The organism is Streptomyces sp. NBC_00539, assembly GCF_036346105.1.
GTDB lineage: Bacteria > Actinomycetota > Actinomycetes > Streptomycetales > Streptomycetaceae > Streptomyces.
The window spans coordinates 3423729-3447006 of the sequence record NZ_CP107811.1 but is presented as its reverse complement, the minus strand read 5'-3'; the positions used below and the strand labels follow the sequence as shown (position 1 = coordinate 3447006).

Annotated in this window: 21 protein-coding genes and 2 tRNA genes; 13 read left to right on the top strand and 10 right to left on the bottom strand. The window is 71.7% G+C overall.

What is annotated here, in order from left to right; genetic code table 11:
- Window positions 1-16: 16 nt before the first annotated feature.
- Both OG861_RS15325 and OG861_RS15320 read left to right on the top strand, forming a co-directional pair.
- Window positions 17-550, top strand: a complete 534-nt coding sequence (locus tag OG861_RS15325) for a SigE family RNA polymerase sigma factor (protein ID WP_329196817.1) — start codon at window positions 17-19, stop codon at window positions 548-550.
- A gap of 177 nt (window positions 551-727) precedes the next feature.
- Entirely contained in the window at window positions 728-2377 is a 1650-nt protein-coding gene (locus OG861_RS15320) for a long-chain fatty acid--CoA ligase (RefSeq protein ID WP_329196819.1), read from the top strand.
- A gap of 18 nt (window positions 2378-2395) precedes the next feature.
- Here the strand turns inward: OG861_RS15320 and OG861_RS15315 are convergent, their stop codons facing one another.
- The 3 genes from OG861_RS15315 to OG861_RS15305 all read right to left on the bottom strand — a co-directional run bounded on the left by OG861_RS15315 (window position 2396) and on the right by OG861_RS15305 (window position 6979).
- Window positions 2396-2971, bottom strand: a complete 576-nt coding sequence (locus tag OG861_RS15315) for an antibiotic biosynthesis monooxygenase (RefSeq protein WP_329196822.1) — start codon at window positions 2969-2971, stop codon at window positions 2396-2398.
- Between the two features lie 13 nt (window positions 2972-2984).
- Window positions 2985-6434: a PAS domain-containing protein gene (locus OG861_RS15310; RefSeq protein ID WP_329196824.1), complete on the bottom strand. Its 3450-nt coding sequence runs from the start codon at window positions 6432-6434 to the stop codon at window positions 2985-2987.
- Between the two features lie 119 nt (window positions 6435-6553).
- Window positions 6554-6979 (bottom strand): SSI family serine proteinase inhibitor, encoded by a 426-nt coding sequence (locus OG861_RS15305; RefSeq protein WP_329196826.1) that lies wholly within the window; start codon window positions 6977-6979, stop codon window positions 6554-6556.
- A 248-nt stretch (window positions 6980-7227) separates the two neighbouring features.
- On the opposite strand from OG861_RS15305, the gene OG861_RS15300 reads away from it, so the two are divergent.
- Together OG861_RS15300 and OG861_RS15295 are read left to right on the top strand one after the other, a co-directional pair.
- Window positions 7228-7318, top strand: a tRNA-Ser gene (locus OG861_RS15300).
- A gap of 231 nt (window positions 7319-7549) precedes the next feature.
- Window positions 7550-7622 (top strand) — tRNA-Arg (locus tag OG861_RS15295).
- 50 nt (window positions 7623-7672) lie between these two features.
- Here the strand turns inward: OG861_RS15295 and OG861_RS15290 are convergent.
- A complete protein-coding gene (locus OG861_RS15290; protein WP_329196828.1) occupies window positions 7673-8590 on the bottom strand; it encodes an SMP-30/gluconolactonase/LRE family protein in 918 nt (305 codons plus the stop codon).
- A gap of 108 nt (window positions 8591-8698) precedes the next feature.
- Here OG861_RS15290 and OG861_RS15285 point away from each other — a divergent pair, with 108 nt between their 5' ends.
- The 8 genes from OG861_RS15285 to OG861_RS15250 all read left to right on the top strand — a co-directional run bounded on the left by OG861_RS15285 (window position 8699) and on the right by OG861_RS15250 (window position 17326).
- Complete coding sequence (locus tag OG861_RS15285) at window positions 8699-9133, top strand: Lrp/AsnC family transcriptional regulator (protein WP_329196831.1); 435 nt, start codon at window positions 8699-8701, stop codon at window positions 9131-9133.
- Window positions 9130-10008, top strand: a complete 879-nt coding sequence (locus OG861_RS15280; protein ID WP_329196833.1) for a DUF2797 domain-containing protein — start codon at window positions 9130-9132, stop codon at window positions 10006-10008. Before OG861_RS15285 ends, OG861_RS15280 begins: the two co-directional genes overlap by 4 nt.
- A gap of 105 nt (window positions 10009-10113) precedes the next feature.
- A complete protein-coding gene (locus tag OG861_RS15275) occupies window positions 10114-10455 on the top strand; it encodes an antibiotic biosynthesis monooxygenase family protein (RefSeq protein ID WP_329196836.1) in 342 nt (113 codons plus the stop codon).
- On the top strand, window positions 10436-11317 hold the full coding sequence (locus tag OG861_RS15270) for an amidohydrolase family protein (protein WP_329196838.1): 882 nt from the start codon (window positions 10436-10438) through the stop codon (window positions 11315-11317). Before OG861_RS15275 ends, OG861_RS15270 begins: the two co-directional genes overlap by 20 nt.
- Window positions 11318-11411: 94 nt before the next feature.
- On the top strand, window positions 11412-12179 hold the full coding sequence (locus OG861_RS15265; RefSeq protein WP_329196840.1) for a response regulator transcription factor: 768 nt from the start codon (window positions 11412-11414) through the stop codon (window positions 12177-12179).
- A 98-nt stretch (window positions 12180-12277) separates the two neighbouring features.
- Window positions 12278-13834: a sensor histidine kinase gene (locus tag OG861_RS15260; RefSeq protein ID WP_330261731.1), complete on the top strand. Its 1557-nt coding sequence runs from the start codon at window positions 12278-12280 to the stop codon at window positions 13832-13834.
- Between the two features lie 25 nt (window positions 13835-13859).
- Window positions 13860-15134: a glycosyltransferase gene (locus tag OG861_RS15255; RefSeq protein WP_329196844.1), complete on the top strand. Its 1275-nt coding sequence runs from the start codon at window positions 13860-13862 to the stop codon at window positions 15132-15134.
- A complete protein-coding gene (locus OG861_RS15250; RefSeq protein ID WP_329196846.1) occupies window positions 15131-17326 on the top strand; it encodes a glycosyltransferase family 39 protein in 2196 nt (731 codons plus the stop codon). Before OG861_RS15255 ends, OG861_RS15250 begins: the two co-directional genes overlap by 4 nt.
- 108 nt (window positions 17327-17434) lie before the next feature.
- Here OG861_RS15250 and OG861_RS15245 read toward each other — a convergent pair whose 3' ends face one another.
- The gene (locus tag OG861_RS15245) at window positions 17435-19069 is read right to left on the bottom strand and encodes an MDR family MFS transporter (RefSeq protein WP_329196848.1); all 1635 of its coding nucleotides are present in this window, start codon (window positions 19067-19069) and stop codon (window positions 17435-17437) included.
- A 15-nt stretch (window positions 19070-19084) separates the two neighbouring features.
- Entirely contained in the window at window positions 19085-19534 is a 450-nt protein-coding gene (locus tag OG861_RS15240) for a MarR family winged helix-turn-helix transcriptional regulator (RefSeq protein WP_329196850.1), read from the bottom strand.
- Between the two features lie 116 nt (window positions 19535-19650).
- On the opposite strand from OG861_RS15240, the gene OG861_RS15235 reads away from it, so the two are divergent.
- A complete protein-coding gene (locus tag OG861_RS15235) occupies window positions 19651-19878 on the top strand; it encodes a hypothetical protein (protein WP_329196851.1) in 228 nt (75 codons plus the stop codon).
- 109 nt (window positions 19879-19987) lie between these two features.
- Here OG861_RS15235 and OG861_RS15230 read toward each other — a convergent pair whose 3' ends face one another.
- The 4 genes from OG861_RS15230 to OG861_RS15215 form a co-directional block, all read right to left on the bottom strand.
- Window positions 19988-20734: a hypothetical protein gene (locus tag OG861_RS15230; RefSeq protein WP_329196852.1), complete on the bottom strand. Its 747-nt coding sequence runs from the start codon at window positions 20732-20734 to the stop codon at window positions 19988-19990.
- A gap of 70 nt (window positions 20735-20804) precedes the next feature.
- Complete coding sequence (locus OG861_RS15225) at window positions 20805-21644, bottom strand: RNA polymerase sigma factor SigF (RefSeq protein WP_329196854.1); 840 nt, start codon at window positions 21642-21644, stop codon at window positions 20805-20807.
- Window positions 21645-21868: 224 nt separating this feature from the next.
- The gene (locus tag OG861_RS15220; RefSeq protein WP_443056561.1) at window positions 21869-22813 is read right to left on the bottom strand and encodes an RNA polymerase sigma factor SigF; all 945 of its coding nucleotides are present in this window, start codon (window positions 22811-22813) and stop codon (window positions 21869-21871) included.
- Between the two features lie 240 nt (window positions 22814-23053).
- Window positions 23054-23215, bottom strand: coding sequence for a hypothetical protein (locus OG861_RS15215; protein ID WP_329202660.1), 162 nt, complete (start codon window positions 23213-23215; stop codon window positions 23054-23056).
- Between the last annotated feature and the right edge of the window lie 63 nt (window positions 23216-23278).

Here is a 23278-nt window from a genome sequence, read left to right as displayed (position 1 = left end):
CTCCTAGCGTGGAGACATGACCTCGCCTGTCTGCACGCTCGCCTCGAACCCGACGTCGTACCCGTCGTTCTCGGCGTACGTCAGGACCCGCGGCACGACCCTGATGCGCACCGCGCGCTCGCTCACCGCCAACCCCTGCGACGCCGAGGACCTGCTGCAGACGGCCCTCGCCAAGACCTACGCCGCCTGGGACCGCATCGAGGACCACCGGGCACTGGACGGATACGTCAGGCGGGCCCTGGTCAACACCCGCACCTCCCAGTGGCGCAAGCGCAAGGTCGACGAATTCTGCTGCGAGGAGATCCCGGAAGTCGAGCAGGAGCCGTCCACGGACGCCGCGGAGGCGCAGGCACTGCGCGACGCGATGTGGCGTGCGGTGACCCGGCTGCCGGACCGACAGCGGGCGATGGTGGTCCTGCGTTATTACGAGGACCTCACTGAGGCGCAGACCGCCGAGCTGCTCGGAGTCTCCGTCGGCACGGTCAAGAGCGCCGTCTCCCGTGCCCTCGGAAAGCTCCGCGAGGACCCGGAACTCGCCCCGGTCCGCTGAGCCGCCACCCGGACCAGTCCGGTGTTTCACGTGATCGCCGTACCCCGATGTTTCACGTGAAACGTGCAGGGTGGCGTGACGCGCTTTGTACCCCTGGGTAGTGACATACCGCGTGGTACGTGCGCAGAATCCTTGCAATGTCGCGACGGAGCGATAGCGCCCACCGGGAGGACGCCAGTGCTCAGCACCATGCAGGATGTACAGCTCAACATCAGCCGGATTCTGGAGCATGGCCGGAGAGTCCACGGCACGTCGACCGTGACGACATGGACCGGGGAGGCAGAGCCCCACCGCCGGACGTTCGCCGAGATCGGCGACCGCGCCGCACAGCTCGCCAACGCCCTCCGCGATGAGCTGGGCGTCGAGCCGGGAAGTGTTCTGGCGACACTGATGTGGAACAACGCCGAGCACGTCGAGGCGTACTTCGCGATCCCCTCCATGGGCGCCGTCCTGCACACGCTCAACCTGCGGCTCCCTCCCGAGCAGCTGGTCTTCATCGTCAACCACGCAGCTGACCGGGTGGTGCTCGTCAACGGCACCCTCCTGCCGCTCCTCGCGCCGCTGCTGCCGCACCTGCCCACCGTCGAGCACGTGGTCGTCTCCGGCATCGGTGACCGTTCGGTGCTCGACGGCCTCGACGTGCGCGTGCACGACTACGAGGAACTGCTGGCCGGACGCTCCGACCACTACGACTGGCCCGAGCTGGACGAGCGCCAGGCTGCGGCCATGTGCTACACCTCGGGCACCACCGGTGACCCCAAGGGTGTCGTCTACTCACACCGCTCGATCTACCTGCACTCCATGCAGGTCAACATGGCGGAGTCGATGGGGCTGACCGACCGGGACACGTCCCTGGTCGTGGTCCCCCAGTTCCACGTGAACGCCTGGGGCCTGCCCCACGCCACCTTCATGACCGGGATCAACCTGCTGATGCCGGACCGCTTCCTGCAGCCCGCCCCGCTCGCCGAGATGATCGAGCGGGAGAAGCCGACGCACGCCGCGGCCGTCCCCACCATCTGGCAGGGGCTGCTCGCCGAGGTCACCGCGCGCCCCCGCGACCTGACCTCGATGAAGCAGGTCACCATCGGAGGCGCGGCCTGCCCGCCGTCCCTGATGGAGGCGTACGAGAAACTGGGCGTGCGCCTGTGCCACGCGTGGGGCATGACCGAGACCTCCCCGCTCGGCACGATGGCGCACCCTCCGGCCGGCCTGAGCGCCGAGGAGGAGTTGCCGTACCGGATCACCCAGGGCCGCTTCCCCGCGGGTGTCGAGGCACGTCTGATCGGCCCCGGCGGTGACCGCCTGCCGTGGGACGGCGAGTCGGCCGGCGAGCTGGAGGTGCGCGGCACGTGGATCGCGGGCGCCTACTACGGCGGCGTGTCCGGCGAACCGCTGCGCCCGGCGGACAAGTTCAGCGCGGACGGCTGGCTCAAGACCGGTGATGTGGGCGTGATCAGCGCCGACGGCTACCTGACGCTGACCGACCGGGCCAAGGACGTCATCAAGTCGGGCGGCGAGTGGATCTCCAGCGTCGAGCTGGAGAACGCACTGATGGCGCACCCGGAGGTGGCCGAGGCGGCGGTGGTCGCCGTACCCGACGACAAGTGGGGTGAGCGGCCGCTGGCGACCGTCGTCCTCAAGGACGGCGCGACCGTGGACTACACGGGTCTGCGCATCTTCCTGGGCCAGTCGATCGCCAGGTGGCAGCTGCCCGAGCGCTGGACGTTCATCGAGTCCGTGCCGAAGACCAGCGTCGGCAAGTTCGACAAGAAGGTCATCCGCAGGCAGTACGCGGACGGCGAGCTGGACGTGACGAAGCTCGACTGACCCGAGCGGCCCGGGGCCTCAGCCGCGCGTGAGCCATGGCCGCAGCAGCCTGCTGACGGCGGGCATGGCCACGTAGGTCATCAGGGTGCTGAACACGACCGTGAAAGCGGCCGTCCGCAGTACGAAGGGCAGGTCCACCAGGTACGGACCCAGCACCGCGTTGCCGAGCAGCGAGATCGGGAAGATGGCCAGCCCCGAGCTGATCACCATCTTCCAGCGGGGCGGCGCGGGCCGGGTCGTGCCCGGCTTCGCGAACCAGGTCTCCATGCCGTGCAGCTCGCGCCGCGCTATCTCGTGGTGGTGGTGACCTTGGCAGTTGGCGAAGAACGCGGCGCGCTCCGCCGACTTCTGCCAGGCCTCGAAGGCGGCCTGGTGACGGAAGCGGTGCACCAGGAACCAGGGAGCACCCTCCGCCGCGGGCCGGAACAACCCGTACCCGAGGTGGTCCGGGAAGCGCGCGGCGGTCTCCAGGATCCCGCGCGCCCACGCCTCGAAGTCCTCCTCGTGGCCGGGCTCGACCTGCCGGGCGATGAGGAGACTCACCTCACCGTTGTCGGCGGGAACGCTGTGCTCGGTCGTGTCGGTGATGGCCATCGGGCCAGGATGACTAGTTGGTGCCGATCTTGGCCAGCAGGTCCACGATGCGGCCCTGGACATCGGCGGTCGTGGACCGTTCGGCGAGGAACAGCACGCTCTCGCCGGAGGCCAGCCGCGGCAGTTCGGCCGGGTCGATCCCGGTGGCCGTGTAGACGACGAGCGGGGTGCGGTTCAGCTGCCCGTTGGCGCGCAGCCAGTCCACGATCCCGGCCCGGCGGCGGCGCACCTGCATCAGGTCCATGACGACGAGGTTGGGCCGCACCCGGGTGGCCAGCTCCACGGCGTCGGTGTCGGCGCCCGCCCGGGCGACCTGCATGCCGCGCCGCTCCAGGGCGGCGGTCAGCGCCGTGGCGATCTCGTCGTGCTCCTCGATCAACAGCACCCGTGAGGGGTGCTGCTCGCTGTCGCGCGGTGCGAGCGCTTTGAGCAGCACGGCCGGGTCGGCGCCGTACGCGGCTTCGCGCGTGGCGTGCCCGAGCCCGGCCGTGACCAGGACGGGGACCTCCGCGGCAACCGCGGCCTGACGCAGCGACTGGAGGGCGGTGCGGGTGATGGGCCCGGTCAGCGGGTCCACGAACAAGGCGGCGGGGAACGCCGCGATCTGCGCGTCCACCTCCTCGCGGGAGTGCACGATCACCGGGCGGTAGCCGCGGTCGCTGAGTGCCTGCTGGGTCTGGGCATCGGGCGCGGGCCACACCAGCAGCCGCCGCGGGTTGTCCAGCGGCTCCGGCGGAAGTTCGTCGTCCACGGGCAGCGGGACGGGCCGGTTGACCACCTCGACCGCGCCGCCGGGGCCGTCGAGCGGCTCGGGCCCCTCGGCGGAGCCCGCCTCGGGGGCCCCTATGGCGAAGGCGCGACCCTGGGGCGCGGGCTCGGAGAGCCGACGGCGGCGGCCGGAGCCGCCGGCGTCCACCGAGATGCCCTGGCCGAGCGTGCCGAGAGCGCGCACGCTGATCGGCTGCGCGGCCTCCGACGGACCGTCCTGCGGCTGTCGGGCAGCGGGTACGGGGGCGGGGCCCGCGCCCGTACCCGCCTCGGGCCCGCCGTCCTCGGAAGCGGTACGGGCCGCGGGCACCGGCCAGGCGGGTGCCTCGGGCAGTGCCCGGCGCCGCCCGGTCGGCGGTACCGGCCCGGGTGCCTCCGGGGCGGCCGCGGGGGCGGCTTCGGGGGCGTCGGCCACGGGGGCACCGAGCACGCGACGCCCACGGCGGCCGGCCGGAGCATCCGGGCCGGCCTCGGCCGGGGCGGGAACGGCTCCGGCGGCCGAGGCAGCGACCGCTCCGGGGGCCGGGGCGGGAGTGGGTCCGGCGGGCAGCGCGAAGCCGCCTTCCGGGGCGATGGGGCGCTGGGGAACGGGAGCCGCGAGCCCGGTCGCGGGAACCGGACCGCCCTGCTGCGCGAACGGTCCCGCTGCCGGGCCGGCCGGCGCCGCCGGGCCCAACGCGCGGCGGCGGCCCGCCGGATGCTGGGTCAGCGGAACGGGCGGCACCGGGGGCACGGGCGGCAGCGCCGGCATCCCGGTCCCCTGCGGGGGCACGGGCTGCTGCGGCGCGGGCTGGGGAACCGCGGGCTGAGCGGACACGGGCTGGGAGGGAGCCGGCTGCGGGGCCACGGGCTGCGGACCGCCGGGGCGCCGGGAAGCGTCCGGCCCGTCGTGGTGGTCCGCACTGCCGTCGCCGTCCCGGCCACGCCTGCGCCCGGTACCCAGCCCGGCCGGGTTCACCGGGGACTGGGCCAGCTCGGGGCCGCCCGGGCCGGCACCGTCGAGAGTGCCGTCCGCGCGGCGCCGCCCCGACGACAGCGCGAGCGCGCCCCCGCCCTCGCGCGGCTTCGCCCCGTCGGCGTCGTCCAGGAACGCGTCCACCCCGCGCCGGGCCCGTCGTCCCCCGGACTCGCCCCTGGCTCCGGCGCCGTCCCCACCGTCCGGCTTCGCCCCGGCCCCGGCGGCCGGAGGCTCCACCGGCTCGGGCTCGGACTCGGGTTCCGGGTCCGGCAGCGTCACCGTTCCGGCTCCCGCACCCAGCGGAAGCTCCAGAACGTAGGTGCCGCCCGGCGCACCGGGCACGTCGACGGTCTGGAGGACACCGCCGTGCGCGGCCACGATGCCCCGCACGATCGGCTCGTGCACCGGGTTGCCGCCTTCGTAGGGCCCGCGCACCTCGATCCGTACGACGTCACCGCGCTGCGCGGCGGCCACGACGATCGTCGAGTCGCTGTATCCGCTGCCCTGGCGGGTCTTGCCCGTGGCGTCCACCCCGGCGACATCGGCGACCAGGTGCGCGAGCGCCGTCGCGATCCGCTCCCCGTCCACCTCGGCCTCGATCGTCGGCGCGTGCACGGCGAACTGCGCCCGGCCGGGGCCGATCAGCTCCACTGCGCCGTCGACACCGGCCGCGACGACCTTGTTGATCAGCGTCTTTTCCTTGGCGAGCTTGTCGCTGCCCGCGTCCAGCCGCTGGTAGCCCAGCACGTTGTCCACGAGGGTGGTCATCCGCGAGTAACCGGCCGCCAGGTGGTGCAGCAACTGGTTCGCCTCGGGCCACAGCTGGCCCGCGTCATCGGCGGCCAGCGTCGCCAGCTCCCCGCGCAGTTCCTCCAGCGGCCCGCGCAGCGACTCGCCGAGGACCGCCAGCAACTGGGCGTGCCGCGCGGCGAGGGCGTCGTACGGGCGCCGGTCGGTGAAGGTCATGACGGCGCCGACGAGCAGCTCGCCGTCCCGTACGGGCGAGGTGGTCAGGTCGACGGAGACCGGCTGCCCGGCCTTGTTCCACAGCACCTGGCTGCGCACCCGGTGCTTGCGGCCGCTGCGCAGGGTGTCGGCCAACGGGGATTCCTCGAAGGGGAACGGCGAACCGTCCGCGCGCGAGTGCTGGATCAGCCCGTGCAGCTCGCGGTTGCCGAGATCGGTGGCCCGGTAGCCGAGGATCTGCGCGGCGGCCGGGTTGACGAGCACGACCCGGCCGTCGGTGTCCGTGCCCACCACGCCTTCCGCGGCGGCGCGCAGGATCATCTCGGTCTGGCGCTGGGAGCGGGCGAGCTCGGCCTCGGTGTCCACGGTCTGCGAGAGGTCCCGTACGACCAGCATCAGCAGCTCGTCGCCGGTGTACGCGGGCTGCGGCTCGCGGTAGGCGTCGCGGCCGTCGAGGTGTGCGGCGGTGACCTCGACGGGGAACTCGCTCCCGTCGGTGCGCCGGGCCGTCATCCTCTTGGGCTTCGCCCTGCCCTCTTCGTCGTCCCCGGGACGGCGCATCGAGCCGGGGATGAGCTTCGAGTCGAACTCGGGCAGGAGGTCCAGCACTCCACGGCCGACGAGGCCGGTGCCGGGGCTCTCCATGATTTCGAGGGCGATCGAATTCGCGTTCACCACGGTGCCGTTGGCGTTGACGAGCAACAGCGCGTCAGGAAGCGCGTCGAGTATTGCTGCGAGGCGAGCAGCGCCTCGGGATGGCCTGCTGCTCACGACGAGCTTCCTCCCTGACCACGACTACCGGCATGTCACGGGAGGAGTCTAAGGGCACCGCCCCGCGGCGGGATGGCCGATGCGGGGCGGATAAGGCACATCCTCCGCATCCTCCCAGGTCAGGAACGTCCACTCGGAAGCACAGGTTCCAGTGTGTTCCACCGGTCGATCTCGCATCCGTTCTTGCGCCGGAACGTGGTGTCCACCTTCTTGCCGTGCCACGTTCCCTTGATCCGGGCGGTGGCCGGACCCCCGTCGACCATGGTGCAGATCCGGCGCTGGGAAACCGGGGCGAAGGGGTCCTTGCCCTCCTTCGCGAGCGCGTCGAGGCGGGCGCAGGCGTCCTCCGCCTTCGGGTGGTTCCCGCCGACCGGGTCGCACTCCAGCCGGTACTCGCCGTCGGTGCCCGGGTTGCCGGTGTCGGACACGTCGATGGTGAGCCGGTCGGGTGTCGACAGCAGCCGCTCCAACGGCAGGGGTGGCAGCGGTCCGGCGGCCGCGGCGGCCAGGGCTGAGGTGACGGCGAAGGCGGCGAGACGCAGCATGGGGCACTCCAGGTCGTCCGTACGTCGTACGCCTGGCAAACGACCCGGGCGCCCCGATGTTGCGTGCGGTCCGACGCGTGCGTGTGTACGCGTGCCGCGTGGCGTGCGCGCCGGCCTGTAGAGCCTCCCGAGGATGCCGTTAAGGCTTTGCCCCGGGCCCGCCGTTCCTTGTACCGTGGGAGCGGATTGGTGACCGGCCCCGCGCCTGTGTCATCATCTGCACGCACCTTCGTACGCGAGGGTGTGCTGGAGGCGTCGCCTAGTCCGGTCTATGGCGCCGCACTGCTAATGCGGTTTGGGGCTTACCCCCCATCGAGGGTTCAAATCCCTCCGCCTCCGCACCTCACCGAAGCCCCGGTCCTCACGGACCGGGGCTTCGGTGCGTTTCGAACGACTCAAGAGGGGTAGCGCGCTCGTCGCCGCGAGCCGGGCGAGGCCTGGCGGATGATCTCCATCCGCGCTGTTTCCGCAGGTCAGCCGCGGTGGGGCCAATGGATTTCGCGTCCCGCCGAGGTCCATGTATTGTTGTTCTCGCAAGGCCAACGGGGCGCAAAACCCCGAACAGCCCAAGCACTCGTAGCTTAACGGATAGAGCATCTGACTACGGATCAGAAGGTTGCAGGTTCGAATCCTGCCGAGTGCACAGCCGAAGAGGCCCCCCGGTTCGCCGGGGGGCCTCTTGCGTTGTGTGCGTCAGGGGCGGTGGACGCGGGGGAGGCCGGTGACCGCGAGGACCAGGGAGTAGAGCGAGGTGGTGGCGGTGATGAAGAGGCGGTTGTTCTTCGGACCGCCGAAGGCGATGTTCGAGACCGGCTCGGGGACGCGCAGCCGGCCGATCAGGCCGCCGTCCGGCGCGTAGCAGCGGACGCCGTCCTGCATCGCGGCCGCCCACAGGCGGCCGCCGTCGTCGAAGCGGATGTTGTCCACCGAGGGGCAGGCGGCGAAGACGCGGTCGTCCGTCAGGGTTCCCGCGTCGGTGACCTTGAAGGCGCGGATGTGGCCCGCGCGGGTGTCCGCCGCGTACAGCTCGCTCTCGTCGGGGGAGAAGACGAGGCCGTTCGGGCCCAGGAAGCCGTCTGCGACCAGACGGACCTCCCCCGTCGTGGGGTCGGCGCGGTAGAGGTTGCAGGCGCCGATCTCGCTCGGCGCGCGCCGGCCTTCGTAGTCGCTGGTGATGCCGAAGTCGGGGTCCGAGAACCAGATCGAGCCGTCGGAACGCACCACCGCGTCGTTCGGGCTGTTGAGGCGCTTGCCCTCCCAGCGGTCGGCGATGACGGTGAGGGTGCCGTCCGGCTCCGTGCGGGTGACGCGCCGGTTGCCCTGCTCGCAGGTGATCAGGCGGCCCTCGCGGTCGAGGGTGTTGCCGTTGGGGTGCCCGGCTGCGGTGCGGAACACGGAAACGGTGCCGGTGGCCTCGTCCCAGCGCAGCATCCGGTCGTTGGGGATGTCGCTCCACACCAGTTGCCGCCAGGCGGGCAGGTAGAGGGGACCTTCCGCCCAGCGGCAGTCGTCGTAGAGCCGCTCCAGACGGGCGTCGCCGTTGGCGCAGCGGCCCGTACGGAAACGATCGTCCAGAATCTCGTACAGAGTGAGGTCGGCGATGGATGACATATTTCCCCCATGTGGCAAGTGAACCGAAGACTGTTCGGTGTGATGCTGAGATTGCAGGATCAGGTACTGTTTCCGCAAGGGTGAGCGGGCAGATGAGGGGAAGATCGCGTGGACGACATCGATCGGGCGCTGCTCCAGCGGCTCCAGGAGGACGCGGGTCAGTCGTACGCCGCTCTCGGTGCGGCCGTCGGGCTGTCTGCGGGAGCCACGCACGAGCGCGTACGCAAGCTGCGGGAACGCGGCGTCATCCGGCGGACCACGGTCGACGTGGATCCGGCGGCCGTCGGGAGCGGGGTCCTGGCCTACGTGATGGTCGACTCGAATGCCTGGATGGGGGACTCGAAGGCCGCGTTCGAGGGCATCGCCGAGATCCAGGAGGCACACATCATCGCCGGCAGCGCCTCCGTGCTCGTCAAGGTACGGACGGGCTCGACCGAGCAGCTGCAGGACGTACTGCGCCGCCTCTACGCCATCGACGGGGTCAGCGGGACGCAGGCGACCGTCGTACTGGACACCTTCTTCGAGCGACCGCTCCCGCTGTGACCTGGTGGTGCACCGGTATCCGGTGGCAGGACGGCGGCCCGGGCATCGGCTGGTACGGAGCCGAAAGGGGGGAGCGCGACAGCCCGCTCGGGTACGGGCAGCGGCTGGCCTTCGTCGCCCGGGGGGAGCGGCAGTGCCTCGGGGTCCGGCGGGCGGGCAGACGCACGCCGTGCCCCGCGCGCCGGACGGTGCCCGGCCGGACCGCGAGTGCCCAGTGCGCCGAGTGCGCCCGGCTGGACCGGTCCTTCTCGGTGGCCGCCGACACCAACGCCGCCGATCCGCGCCCCTACCGGGTGTACCTCGCCTGGTTCGGGCCCGGTCTGATCAAGGTCGGCATCACCGCCGAGGAGCGCGGCCCGGCCCGGCTGCTGGAGCAGGGCGCGATCACCTGGGCCTGGCTGGGGCGCGGCCCGTTGATGGCCGCGCGACGCACCGAGGAACTGCTGCGGGCGGCCCTCGGGGTGCCCGACCGGATCGCCTACGCCCGCAAGCGCGCGGTGCGGGGCCGGCTGCCGTCGCCGGCGGAACGGGCCCGCGAGGTCGCCGAGCTGCATGCACGGGCCGTGGCACTGCCGGGGTGGCCGGAGTCCCTGGAGCCGGTGGGCTGTGAAGTCGCGGACCACGCGGCGGCCTTCGGGCTGGACGCGCTGCCCACGCCGTCCCGGGTGGTCACCCAGCTGGTGGCGGGCGGAGCCGTGGCAGGGTTGCTGGCCGGCGCGGCCGGGCCGGATCTGCACCTCGCGGACGGGCTCGTCGTGGACACCCGGCTGCTGGCCGGGTGGGAACTGGTCGTCGCGCCGGGGGACGCCGCCACGGACGTGCCGGTGGCCGCGATCGAGCCGCCCGCCGACGCCGAGCAGGACGGGCTGTTCTGACCGGCCCGCATCCCGGAGGCACCAAGGTCAAAACTTGGATCCCTTTGGCTCCGCGGCCCCCTTTCAGGTGGACACGCCGAGGGCAGCACGCGGAGGGTGGTCGTCATGACCATCCAGCCCGTACCCCCCTTCGAACCGCCTTACGTCATGGCCGTTTTCACCGGCGTCCGCACCTCTGACGACACCGGCTACGCGGAGACGGACACCCGGTTGAACGAGATCGTCCGGGCGAACCCCGGCTTCCTCGGCTACGACTGCGCAGCCACCCCGGGCGGCCTCGGCATCACCGTCGCCTACTTCCGCGACCACGACTCCCTCACCGCGTGGCGGGACGACCTGGAGCACCAGGCGGCGATGAAGCAGGGCCGCACCCACTGGTACGAGAGCTACTCGCTGCACGTCGCCACAGTCGAACGGAGCCACGGTTTTGTCCGCGACAACGGCTGAGGCGGTCCGCGCCTTCCGCGACCGGCTCGGACTTCCCGGGCTGGTCGACGTGCACACGCACTTCATGCCCGAGCGGGTCCTGGACAAGGTGTGGGACTACTTCGACGCCGTCGGTCCGTTGACCGGCGTCGAGTGGCCCATCACCTACCGGCACGAGGAGGAGCAGCGGGTCGCGCTGCTGCGGGAGTTCGGGGTACGGGCCTTCACCGCCATGCTCTACCCGCACAAGCCGGCGATGGCCGCCTGGCTCAACGCGTGGTCCGCGGACTTCGCCGCGCGGACCCCCGACTGCCTGCACACCGCGACCTTCTTCCCGGAAGACGGCGTGTCGGAGTACGTCGGCCGGGCCGTGGAGGCCGGAGCCCGGATCTTCAAGGCGCACCTCCAGGTCGGCGCCTACGACCCGAACGACGAGCGGCTCGAACCGGTCTGGGGACTCCTCGACGAAGCCGCCGTCCCGATCGTGATCCACTGCGGCTCGGGGCCGGTGCCGGGCAAGTACACCGGGCCCGAGCCGATCGCCCGCCTGCTGGCCCGGCACCCCGGGCTGCCCCTGGTCATCGCCCACATGGGCATGCCCGAGTACGCCGACTTCCTCGACCTGGCCGACCGGTACCCGGAAGTCCGCCTCGACACCACCATGGCCTTCACCGACTTCTCCGAGCAGTTCAGCGGCTTCCCGGCGCAGGACCTCGGGCGGCTCACGGACCTCGGCGACCGCATCCTGCTCGGCACCGACTTCCCGAACATCCCCTATCCCTACGAGCACCAGCTGGTAGCCCTCGAACGGCTCGGCCTCGGGGACGACTGGCTGCGGGCGGTCTGCCACGACAACGGCGCCCGGCTCTTCCGGCTGACCTGAGCGCCAGAGGGCCGGGCCGACCCGACCACCGGTTCTCAGGAAATTCACAGGTAGGCGCAAGAACGCTCTCAGAGGTGCCGTCCAGCGTGTACGCATGACTGCGACGACCACCTCCCACGCGTCCACGTCCACCGGCAAGCACACGGCCCTCATCCGCCCCGACGGCGGCCCGTGCCGGGTGCTCGTCGTCGACGACGAGGCCGCGCTCTCCGAACTCCTGTCCATGGCCCTGCGCTACGAGGGATGCGAGGTCCGCAGCGCCGGCGACGGGGCGACCGCGCTGCGGGCGGCGCGGGAGTTCCGCCCGGACGTGGTGCTCCTCGACATCATGCTCCCGGACATGGACGGCCTCACCGTGCTCGGCCGGCTGCGCCGGGAGCTGCCGCACGTGCCCGTGCTGTTCCTGACCGCCAAGGACTCCGTCGAGGACCGCATCGCCGGGCTGACGGCGGGTGGCGACGACTACGTCACCAAGCCGTTCAGCCTCGAAGAGGTCGTGGCCAGGCTGCGCGGCCTGGTCCGCCGCTCGGGCGCGGCGCAGGCGGCCCGCGGTGGCTCCGTACTGGCGGTCGGCGACCTGCGGCTCGACGAGGACAGCCATGAGGTGACCCGAGGCGGCCAGGAGGTCCACCTGACCGCCACGGAGTTCGAGCTGCTGCGCTACCTGATGCGCAACCCGCGCCGGGTGCTGAGCAAGGCACAGATCCTGGACCGGGTGTGGTCCTACGACTTCGGCGGCCAGGCCAATGTGGTCGAGCTGTACATCTCCTACCTGCGACGGAAGCTGGAGAGCGGCCCCGGATGGCCGCCGATGATCCACACCCGGCGGGGCGCCGGATACCTGATCAAGCCGGCCGAGTAGTGGCCGTACGTCCTCCCGGGCGCGCGACGCGGGCCGGCTCCGAGCGGGTGCCTCGGGAGCCTCGGGTCCGGCGGCCCTGGTCGCTGAGGTCCCGGCTCGTGCTGGCGGCGGTGGTGCTGATCGCCGTCGTCGGCGCGGCCATCGGCGCCGTCACCACCTTCGCGCTGCGCCAGTACCTGGTCGAGCAACTGGACGACCAACTGCGCGCCTCCCTCACGATGGCCACCCGGGGCCCCGGCGCCGGGAAGGCCGCCCGGGAGGGCAGCCTCGGGTTCGTCCTGGCCGGAACCCCACCGGGCGCCGCCGGGATACGGCTGGACGAGAACGGCAAGGTCATCGGCACCGCCCGCAACGCCGCGGTCGGCGGCCCCGAGCTCGACCACCGTCAGCCCCTCACCGAAGCCCAGAGCGCGGCTCTGGCGAAGGCCGCCCGCAAGGCAGGCCAGGGCCGGCTCGGACCGCTGGACGTGGACCTGCCGGATCTCGGCAGCTACCGGGTGCTCACCGCTCCCGACGGGAGCCTCGTTCTGGGCTTCCGGCTCGGCGAAGTCGACTCCACCGTCCGGACGCTGATCGCGGTGGAGGTCTTCGCGACCCTGGCCGGCCTGATCGCCGCCTCCCTCGCCGGGCAGGCCCTGGTCGGTGTGGCGCTGCGCCCGTTGCGACGAGTGGCCGTGACCGCCACCCGGGTCTCAGAACTCCCCCTGCACAGCGGTGAACCCGCTCTGCACGAGCGGGTGCCCGACGCAGAGGCCGACCCCCGGACCGAGATCGGCCAGGTCGGCGCAGCCCTCAACCGAATGCTGGGCCACGTCTCCTCCGCCCTGACCGCCCGGCAGCAGAGCGAGATGCGGGTACGCCAGTTCGTGGCCGACGCCAGCCACGAGCTGCGTACCCCGCTGGCCTCGATCCGGGGCTATGCCGAGCTGACCCGCCGCGGCCACGAGGAACCCGGCCCCGACACCCGCCATGCCCTGAGCCGCATCGAATCCGAAGCCACCCGGATGACCGGTCTGGTCGAAGACCTGCTGTTGCTGGCCCGGCTGGACGCGGGCCGGCCACTTGCCACCGGCGACTGTGCCACCGACCTCGCTCCGCTCGTCGTCGACGCCGTCAGCGATGCGCGGGCCGCCGGGCCGGAGCACCACTGGCGGCTGGAACTCCCGGACGAACCGGCGCCCATCCGGGCCGACGCCGCCCGGATCCAGCAAGTCCTGGTGAACCTCCTCGCCAACGCACGCAGCCACACCCCTCCCGGTACCACCGTCACCGCGCATGTTTCACGTGAAACAGCCGGCGAAGCATGCGACGTCGAACCAGCCGACGTCGAAGCACGAGACGTCGAAGCGCAAGACGTTTCACGTGAAACACCACACGTCCGGCTCCGAGTCGAGGACAACGGCCCCGGAATACCGCCCGAGTTGGTCCCGCATGTCTTCGAGCGCTTCGCCCGGGGCGATGCCTCCCGGTCCCGGGCCGCCGGCTCCACCGGCCTCGGGCTCGCCATCGTCCAGGCGGTCGTCACCGCCCACGGTGGCCGGGTCGAGGTCCGCAGCCGGCCGGGCCGAACCTGCTTCGAGGTCCTCCTCCCCCTCGCGGACACCAAGGAGCGGACGGACTCACAGACGGAGCACAGGCTCAGCACACAGCGGTGACAGGCCGCCCGGCGAGGGTCGGAGCATGCCAACCGACACCTCTCCCGGCTCCGGAGCCCTCCCGGCCCGCGTGCACTTGGCACCCGTGCCCGGTGAGCCCGTACTCGACGTGGTGATCCCAGTCTTCAACGAGGAGAAGGACCTCGGCCCCTGCGTGCACCGGCTGCACGATCACCTCACCAAGACGTTCCCGTACCCCTTCCGCATCACCATCGCCGACAACGCCAGCACCGACGGGACCCCCGACGTCGCGGCGGCCCTCGCCGCCGCCGTCGAGGACGTCCACAGCACCCGGCTGGAGGAGAAGGGGCGGGGCCGCGCCCTGCGCACCGTCTGGTCCCGTTCACAGGCACCCGTCCTCGCCTACATGGACGTGGACCTCTCCACCGACCTCAACGCCCTGCTGCCCCTGGTCGCCCCGCTGATCTCCGGTCACTCGGACCTCGCCATAGGCACCCGGCTCGCGCGCTCCTCCCGCGTGGTGCGGGGAGCCAAGCGGGAGTTCGTCTCGCGGGCCTACAACCTGCTCTTGCGCTCCTCCCTCGCCGCCCGCTTCACCGACGCCCAATGCGGGTTCAAGGCCATCCGGCGGGACGTCGCCCAGCGGCTGCTGCCGCTGGTGGAGGACTCCGGCTGGTTCTTCGACACCGAACTGCTGGTGCTGGCCGAGCGGGCCGGGCTGCGGATCCACGAGGTACCGGTGGACTGGGTGGACGACCCCGACTCCACCGTCCACATCGTCCGTACCGCAGCCGAGGACCTCAAGGGCGTCTGGCGGGTCGGCCGGGCACTGGCCGTCGGCGCACTCCCGCTCGACCGGCTCGCCCGCCCCTTCGGCGACGACCCACGGGACCGGACCGCACTGCCCGGTGTCCCGTGCGGGCTGACCCGCCAACTCCTCGGCTTCTGCGCGGTGGGGCTGTTCAGCACCCTGCTCTACCTGGCTCTGTACGCGGCGTTCCGCACCGCGGCCGGGCCCCAGATCGCCAACGCGGCCGCCCTGCTGCTCTCGGCCGTCGCCAACACCGCCGCCAACCGCCGGCTCACCTTCGGGGTGCGCGGCCGCACCCGAGCCGTGCGCCACCAGGCACAGGGGCTGGTGGTCTTCGCCATCGGCCTCGCCCTGACCAGCGGCTCACTCGCCGCGCTGGGGGCGGCGGCCGCCGAACCCGCCCACAGCACCGAACTCGCCGTACTGATCACCGCCAACCTCGCCGCCACCGTGCTGCGCTTCCTCCTGTTCCGCGCCTGGGTCTTTCCCGAGCCGCGCGGCAATCCCACGAAGGACGACATCCGATGACGACGGCAGCAGTACCCCTGTTCCCGCCCGCCCCGCCGACCGCCACCACTACGGCGGTGACCGGCCGGCCCCGTTGGGAACGTCCCTCGTACACCGCGCTCCTGCTCCTCACCGCCGTTCTGCTGTTGTGGAACCTGGGTGCCTCGGGTTACGCGAACTCCTTCTACTCGGCTGCCGTCCAGGCGGGTTCCGAGAGCTGGAAGGCCTTCTTCTTCGGGTCCTCCGACGCCGGGAACTCGATCACCGTCGACAAGCCCCCGGCCGCCCTGTGGCCGATGGCCCTGTCGGTGCGGCTCTTCGGGCTGGGCGGCTGGCAGATCCTGGTACCCCAGGCCCTGATGGGCGTCGGTACCACCGCGGTGCTCTACGGGGCCGTACGGCGCCAGTTCGGCCCCGTGGCGGCGCTGCTGAGCGGGGTGGCCTTCGCCCTGACGCCCGTCGCGGCCCTGATGTTCCGCTTCAACAACCCGGACGCACTGCTCGCCCTGCTGATGACCGTGACCGTCTCCTGCGTCCTGCGGGCACTGGACGGAGCCCGCACCGGCTGGCTCGTCGGGGCCGGAGCCGCGGTCGGACTCGCCTTCCTGACCAAGACCCTCCAGGCCTTCGTCATCCTGCCTCCGCTGGCAGTGCTGTACGCGGTCTGCGCTCCGACGCGGTTGCGCAGGCGGCTGGGGCAGTTGCTGCTCGCCGGAGTCGCGATGGTGGTGGCCGGGGGCTGGTGGGTGGCCGTGGTGGAGCTGTGGCCCGCCGGGTCCCGGCCCTACATCGGCGGCTCGCAGAACAACTCCTTCCTGGAACTGACCCTCGGCTACAACGGGCTGGGCCGGATCAACGGGAACGAGACCGGCAGCGTCGGAGGCGGCGGGCGCCCCGGCGGGGGCGGGGGCGGAGGCTGGGGAGAGACCGGCATCGACCGGCTGTTCACGGGCACCATCGGCGGTCAGATCTCCTGGCTGCTCCCGGCGGCCCTGATCATGCTGGTCGCCGGACTGGTGATCACCTGGAAGGCCCGCCGGGCCACCGATTCGCTGGAGAGCATGGCCCGCGCCTCCTTCCTGGCCTGGGGCGGTTCGCTGCTGATCACCGGGCTGGTCTTCAGCTACATGCAGGGGATCTTCCACGAGTACTACACCGTGGCCCTCGCGCCGTTCCTGGCCGCACTCGTCGGCATGGGCGTCGTCGTGCTGTGGGAGGAGCGGGGAAGCCGGGCGGCGTCCCTCACCCTCGCCGGATCCCTCGCGCTCACCGCCTACTGGGCCTTCGTGCTGCTCGGTCGCGCCCCGGGATACCTGCCGTGGCTGCGGTGGACGGTGCTGGCGGCGGGCATCGGCGCGGCCGTCGCGCTGCCGTTCGCCGCGCGGCTGGGTCGCAGGGCGCTGCCGGCAGTGGCGGGCGTCGCTCTGGGCGCAGCGCTGGCGGGCCCCTTCGCGTACTGCCTGACCACGGTGAGCACCCCGCACACGGGCTCCATCGTGACGGCCGGCCCGGCGGTGGCGGGTGGTGGCGGCCCGGGCGGCCGCGGCACGCACGCGTTTTACCTGCCCGGTGGTGGCATGCCCCCGGGCGGCGGGCCCGGGATGCAGCCCGGCGGACGACCTGCCGGGGTCCCCGGCATCGCGCGACCCGGCGGAACCGGTCCGCGGGGCAACGCGGGAGGCAACGCGCGCGGCAACGCTCCCGGCGGCGTCGGCGGGCTGCTGAACGGCGCGAAGGCGAGCGCGCAGGCCACGGCGGCACTGCGGGCCGGCGCCGACCGCTACACGTGGGCGGCGGCGGCCATCGGTGCGCAGAACGCGGCGAGCTACCAGCTGGCCTCCGGCGTGCCGGTGATGCCGATCGGCGGTTTCAACGGCAGCGATCCCTCGCCGACCCTGGAGCAGTTCAAGGCGTATGTGAAGGCCGGCCGCATCCACTGGTTCATCGGCCAGAGCGAAAACCAGGCGCAGGGCCGGCCCCCGGGCCAGGGGCTGCCGCAGGCCCAAGGTCAGGCCCAAGGCCAGGCGCAAGGCCGACCCCAGCCGCAGGGCGGAGCCGGCGGTGAGGTCACCGGCCTGCGACGCGCGGGCGCAGGCCCGGGCGGTGGCACCAGCAGCGCCATCGAGACCTGGGTGAGGGCCACGTTCAAGGCCACCACGGTCGGCGGGGCCGTCTTCTACGACCTCACCGCGCCCGCCACCACGACGCCCTGATCCGGCCCGGACCGGGGGTGGGCCCCGCGGAAACGAAACGGCAGGGCGCCGCAGACGAGGAACTCGCCTGCGGCACCCTGCCGTTTCACCGTCGTACCGGGCGTCCGGCTACTCGACCCGGGCGACCACCGGCGCCTCCTGGACGGCGCTCGCCGCGGCCGGGGCGTGCGAGGCCGGCTTCGACTTCAACGCGACCTCCTTGATGAACAGCACCAACAACAGGGCGAGCAGCGCGCACGGAGCGGCGTAGAGGAAGACGTCGCCGACTCCGTGCCCGTACGCGGACTCGATGACGGTCCGCAGCGGCGCGGGCAGCTTGTCGAGGTTGGGGATCCCGCCCCCGCCGGAGCCGCCGTGCGCCATGGCCGCCGCCTTCGGGCCGAGCGCGGTCAGACCGTCCGTGACGTAGTGGGTGACCCGGTTCGCCATCACCGCGCCGAGCGCCGAGACGCCCATGGCGCCGCCGAGCGAGCGGAAGAAGGTGACGACGGAGCTGGCCGCGCCGAGGTCCTGCGGGGCCACCTGGTTCTGCGTGGCGAGGACCAGGTTCTGCATCATCATGCCGAGGCCGAGACCGGTCAGCGCCATGTAGATCGCGATGTGCCAGTACGGGGTGTCGTAGCGCAGCGATCCCAGCAGGCCGAGGCCGGCCGTCAGCAGCACCCCGCCGGCCACCAGCCAGGCCTTCCAACGACCGGTCTTGGTGATCACCTGACCGGAAACGGTGGAGGAGACGAAGAGGCCGCCGATCATCGGAATCGTCAGGATTCCGGACATCGTGGGGGACTCGCCGCGGGCGAGCTGGAAGTACTGGCTGAAAAAGACCGTGCCGGAGAACATCGCGATGCCGACGAACAGCGAGGCCGCCGAGGCGAGGGAGATGGTCTTGTTGCGGAACAGGCGCAGCGGGATGATCGGGTCGCTCGCCCGGGATTCGACCAGGAGGAAGAGCAGGCCGAGCGCCACGGCGCCGCCGGTCATCGCCAGCGTCGTCCAGGAGATCCAGTCGTACGAGTCCCCCGCCTGGGTGACCCAGATCAGCAGCAGGGACACCGCGCCGCTGATCAGGAACGCGCCCAGCCAGTCCACCTTGACGTCACGCCGGACCACCGGGAGCCGCAGGGTCTTCTGGAGCACGATCAGCGCGATGACGGCGAACGGGACGCCGACGTAGAAGCACCAGCGCCAGCCGAGCCAGTCGGTGTCGGTGATGACACCGCCGAGCAGCGGGCCGCCGACGGTGGCGACGGCGAACACCGCGCCGAGGTAGCCGCTGTAGCGGCCCCGCTCGCGCGGGGAGATCATCGCGGCCATCACGATCTGGGCGAGGGCGGACAGGCCGCCGACGCCGATGCCCTGGACCACGCGGCAGGCGATCAGCATGCCGGTGTTCTGCGACATGCCGGCGACGACGGAGCCGAGGACGTAGACGACCAGCGATATCTGGACCAGCAGCTTCTTGCTTAACAGGTCGGACAGCTTCCCCCACAGGGGGGTCGCGGCCGTCATCGAGAGGAGGGCGGCGGTGACGACCCAGGTGTAGGAGGACTGCGTACCGCCGAGGTCGCTGATGATCTGGGGCAGTGCGTTGGAGACGATCGTGGAGGACAGGATCGCCACGAACATGCCGAGCATCAGCCCGGACAGCGCTTTCATGATCTGCGGGTGCGTCATGGGCGCGCCGTCGGACGTGGTCCCCGACTGGCCGCCTCCCCGCACACCGGTGGGTGTGGTCGTAGCCATGTGGTTCCTTCAGTACTAGAAGCTCGATCGGAGCCGTGCCAGCAGGGCGTTGAGCACGTCGATGTCCTCGGCCGACCAGTCGGACAGCGCCCTTTCCAGGGCGTTGGTGTACCGGGCGCCGAGCTCGGCGAGGACGGCGCGTCCGGCCGGGGTGAGGCGCAGGATCCGGCAGCGGCCGTCGCCGGGGTCGAGGACGCGTTCGATCCAGCCGCGGTCGGCCGCGTGGGCGACGTGCCGGCTGCTCACCGAGATGTCGATGGCCATGAACTCGGCGAGCCGGCTGAGCCGCATCTCGCCGTGCCGGTCGAGCACGGTGAGGACGGCGGCGGAGCCGGTCGGGCAGTCCGCGGGCAGGATCCGTGCGAGGTCGCGCTTGACCGCGCCGATGCCGGTGAGCTGGCGGGCCAGCTCCTCGTAGCGGGTGGCCGGCGTGGTGCCGGCGCTGCGGGCCGTGTGCGAGGCCATCCGACGCCCCCAATCTCGTTGCTTAGGGCAACCATAGAAGAGGTTGGTTGCTACAGGCAAATGGATGGGGGGGTGGAGCGGTAAAGGAATCGGAAAAGCCGCTAGGGTGCGGAGCCATGGCTGCGAACCACAACTCACCCGGCCCCGAGGGCAACTACGACCCGGCGGGCAGCACCCAGATGTTCCGCGCGTTCGTCGAGGAGGCCGAGCCGGTGCGTGCCACCGTGCCGGGAGCCCGTCGGCGCCAGTCGGCGAAGGCTGCCCCCAGGACCGGCCTGTGGGTGGGTCTGGGGCTGGCCGCGCTCGTCGTGATCGTGGCGGTGGCCTGGCTGGCGCTGGGCTAGTCCCCGTGCCCCCGCGCTGGTCCCCGTGCCCCCGCGCTAGTGTCCGTGCCCCCGCGCTAGTGTCCGTGCCCCCGGGCTGGTCCCGTGCCCCCTCGGGGGCCCCGGGGCGTCAGCTCCAGGTGGCGGTGACGTTCCGGGTCTCGACGTGCATGCCCAGGGGCACCCGCCACGCCTCGACGCAGACCGTGTAGGTCTGCGTCTTCGACGTGCCGCCCGCGATCGGGGCGGGCAGCGGCTGGGTCGTGGCGATCGTGGCCCAGTCGATGCCGAGGGCGCCGATGATGTGCGTCGCGAAGTTCACCGTGCCCGAACGGGCCGCGGTGGTGCCGGTGTTGGTGAAGGCGACCGTGACCCGCTCGCACCAGCGGTCGGCGGCCGCCGAGCGGAGCGGGGCGCCGAGCGTCAGCCGCGCCGGGGTCGCCGGCGCTGGGGCCGGGGTGCCCGGCCCGCCCGGCGTGGGCGGGGGTGTGGATCCCGGTGGCCCCGGGGGCTCGGTGCGGTGGGGGGTGCCGGGGATGGCGGCGGGGCCGGGGTCCGGTGAGGTGCCCGGGGCCGCGGAGCCGCCGGGGGCGGTGGATGGGGCTCCGCCCCGGGCGGAGGCGGCCGGGGTCCTCGCGTCCCTCGCACCGGTCGACGTACCACTGGTGGCCGAAGGCGCGGCGCCGCCCGGCGGCGGGGCTCCGAGCTGCTGGAACTCCACGTCCCCGCGCGGCGGTACGTTCCCGCCCGTGCCGGAGGGCGCTGCTCCCACGGCGGCGTAGCCCTCGCGGGCCGGACCGCCGCAGCCGCCGAGGGCCAGGGCGGCGACGGCGCCGCAGAGGGTGAGTGCTGCCGCCCGGCGGGTTCCCGTTCGCATCGCGCCAGTGTCACTGACGATCCGTCAGTTGGGAAGCGGGCGGCAGCGGCCCGGAGGGCTGCCTGCCGGCCTACTCGCCGATCAGGCCGACGCGCAGCTGCGCGAGCGTACGCGTGAGCAGCCGGGAGACGTGCATCTGGGAGATGCCGACCTCCTCTCCGATCTGCGACTGCGTCATGTTGGCGAAGAACCGCAGCATGATGATCTGCCGTTCGCGGGGCGGCAGTTTGGCCAGCAGCGGCTTGAGCGACTCCCGGTACTCGACCCCTTCGAGCGCGCTGTCCTCGTACCCGAGGCGATCGGCGAGGGAGCCCTCGCCGCCCTCGTCCTCGGGCGAGGGCGAATCGAGCGAGGAAGCGGTGTACGCGTTGCCGACGGCCAGGCCGTCGACCACGTCCTCCTCGGAGACGCCGAGCACGGCGGCCAGTTCGGGAACGGTCGGGGACCGGTCCAGCTTCTGGGCGAGCTCGTCACTGGCCTTGGTGAGGGCCAGGCGCAGCTCCTGGAGCCGGCGCGGGACGCGCACGGACCAGGAAGTGTCCCTAAAGAATCGTTTGATCTCGCCCACGACCGTCGGCATGGCGAAGGTCGGGAACTCGACACCGCGTTCGCAGTCGAAGCGGTCGATCGCCTTGATGAGCCCGATGGTGCCCACCTGGACGATGTCTTCCATCGGCTCGTTGCGGCTGCGGAAGCGGGCCGCCGCGTAGCGCACGAGGGGGAGGTTCAGCTCGATCAGGGTGTCGCGTACGTACGCGCGGTCGGGGCTGTCCACGTCCAGGGCGGCAAGTCGCTGGAAGAGGGAGCGGGAGAGCGTGCGGGTGTCGATGGCTTCCGAGCGGTTGGACACTGCCGGCAGCTCACGCTTGACGAGCGTGAGCACCTTGGAGCTGCCCTGGTCTACGGACATGCCACCCCCTTGAGGTCGCGGACGGTCGCGCTTCTCTGCGCGCCCGTCGGAGGAACGCAGCCTCCACCTGAATACCGGAGGCGGGGCTGCGGCAAACGCGGTTCCAGCAGAATGTCACATGTCGGCAACACGCTGTAGCGCCATGTCGACATGTATCTCCAGCGACAGAACGGAATGAGCCCGGTCTGTCGGGAAACGCGCCAGGTGATCTCCACCCGTTCCGGTTACGCCTCGATCCTGTTTGCGGATCGCAGCCGCGCGAAGCTCCGGGCGAGCAGCCGGGACACGTGCATCTGGGAAACCCCCAGCTCAGCGCTGATCTGCGACTGCGTCAGGTTGTTGTAGTACCGGAGCAGGAGGATCCGCTGTTCGCGCTCGGGCAACTGTACGAGGAGGTGCCTGACGAGGTCCCGGTGCTCGACGCCGGCCAGTTCCGGGTCCTCGTAGCCGAGGCGGTCCAGCAGGCCGGGCATTCCGTCGCCCTCCTGGGCGGCTTCGAGCGAGGTTGCGTGGTAGCTCCGGCCGGCCTCGATGCAGGAGAGCACCTCGTCCTCGGTGATGCGCAGCCGCTCGGCGATCTCGGGGGTGGTGGGAGTGCGGCCGTGCAGCGTGGTGAGGTCCTCGGTGGCGGCGTTGACCTGCACCCACAGCTCGTGGAGGCGGCGCGGGACGTGGACGGTTCGCACGTTGTCGCGGAAGTACCGTTTGATCTCCCCGACCACGGTCGGCATCGCGAAGGTCGGGAACTGCACCCCGCGGTCGGGGTCGAAGCGGTCGATCGCGTTGATGAGTCCGATCGTTCCGACCTGGATGACATCCTCCATCGGCTCGTTGCGGCTGCGGAAGCGGGCCGCCGCGTACCGGACGAGGGGCAGGTTGGCCTCGATGAGGGCCCCGCGGACCCTGGTGTGGTCGCGGCTGCCGGGCTGGAGGTTCTTGAGCTGTCCGAACAGCACCTGGGTCAGCGCGCGGGTGTCGGCGCCGCGGCTCTGCGGCCTGGGGGCGGGCGGGGGCTCGGGCGTGGACTCCGGTGGTGACTCCGGCAGGGGGTCCGGCGTGGACTCCTGCTGGAGGGGGACCTGGGGGTCGTGGGGCGGCTCGGCCGGCTCGGTGTGTTCCGGGGGTTCCTGCGCGCTCTGGGGGCTCTGGGGGTCCTGCTGGGGTGGCACCTGAGGCGCAGTACTGGCCGGCACGGTCACGCCACCCCTTCAGTCAACTATCCGTCAAAAGCGGTCATAGCATCACAAGAGATGCGCACTGTGTGCAAGCACCCGATAACGTCGTGTTGAGGATAGATTTGCCAGATTGGGCATATCGGGATATTCACCCTGAACACGGATAACACAAAAAGCCCCCCACCCGTCGGAGTGGGGGGCCGGGAAGTCCGGAATCCGCTTCAGCGTACGGGTTCAGCGCACCAGTTCGGTCATGAACTCGCCGATCCCATGGGCGGCATCCGAGATCCCCTGGAAGCCTATTTGGACCATATCGGCGGCTTTGACGGGTTGAGTGATGATCACGAAGAGTACGAAGACGACGAGCGCGCCCATGACGAGCTTCTTGGTGTCCACGAGCGGTGTCGGCCTCCCCAACCGGTCCTGCTGAGTCGGGTGAGTCTAACCGGTCAAGTTTGG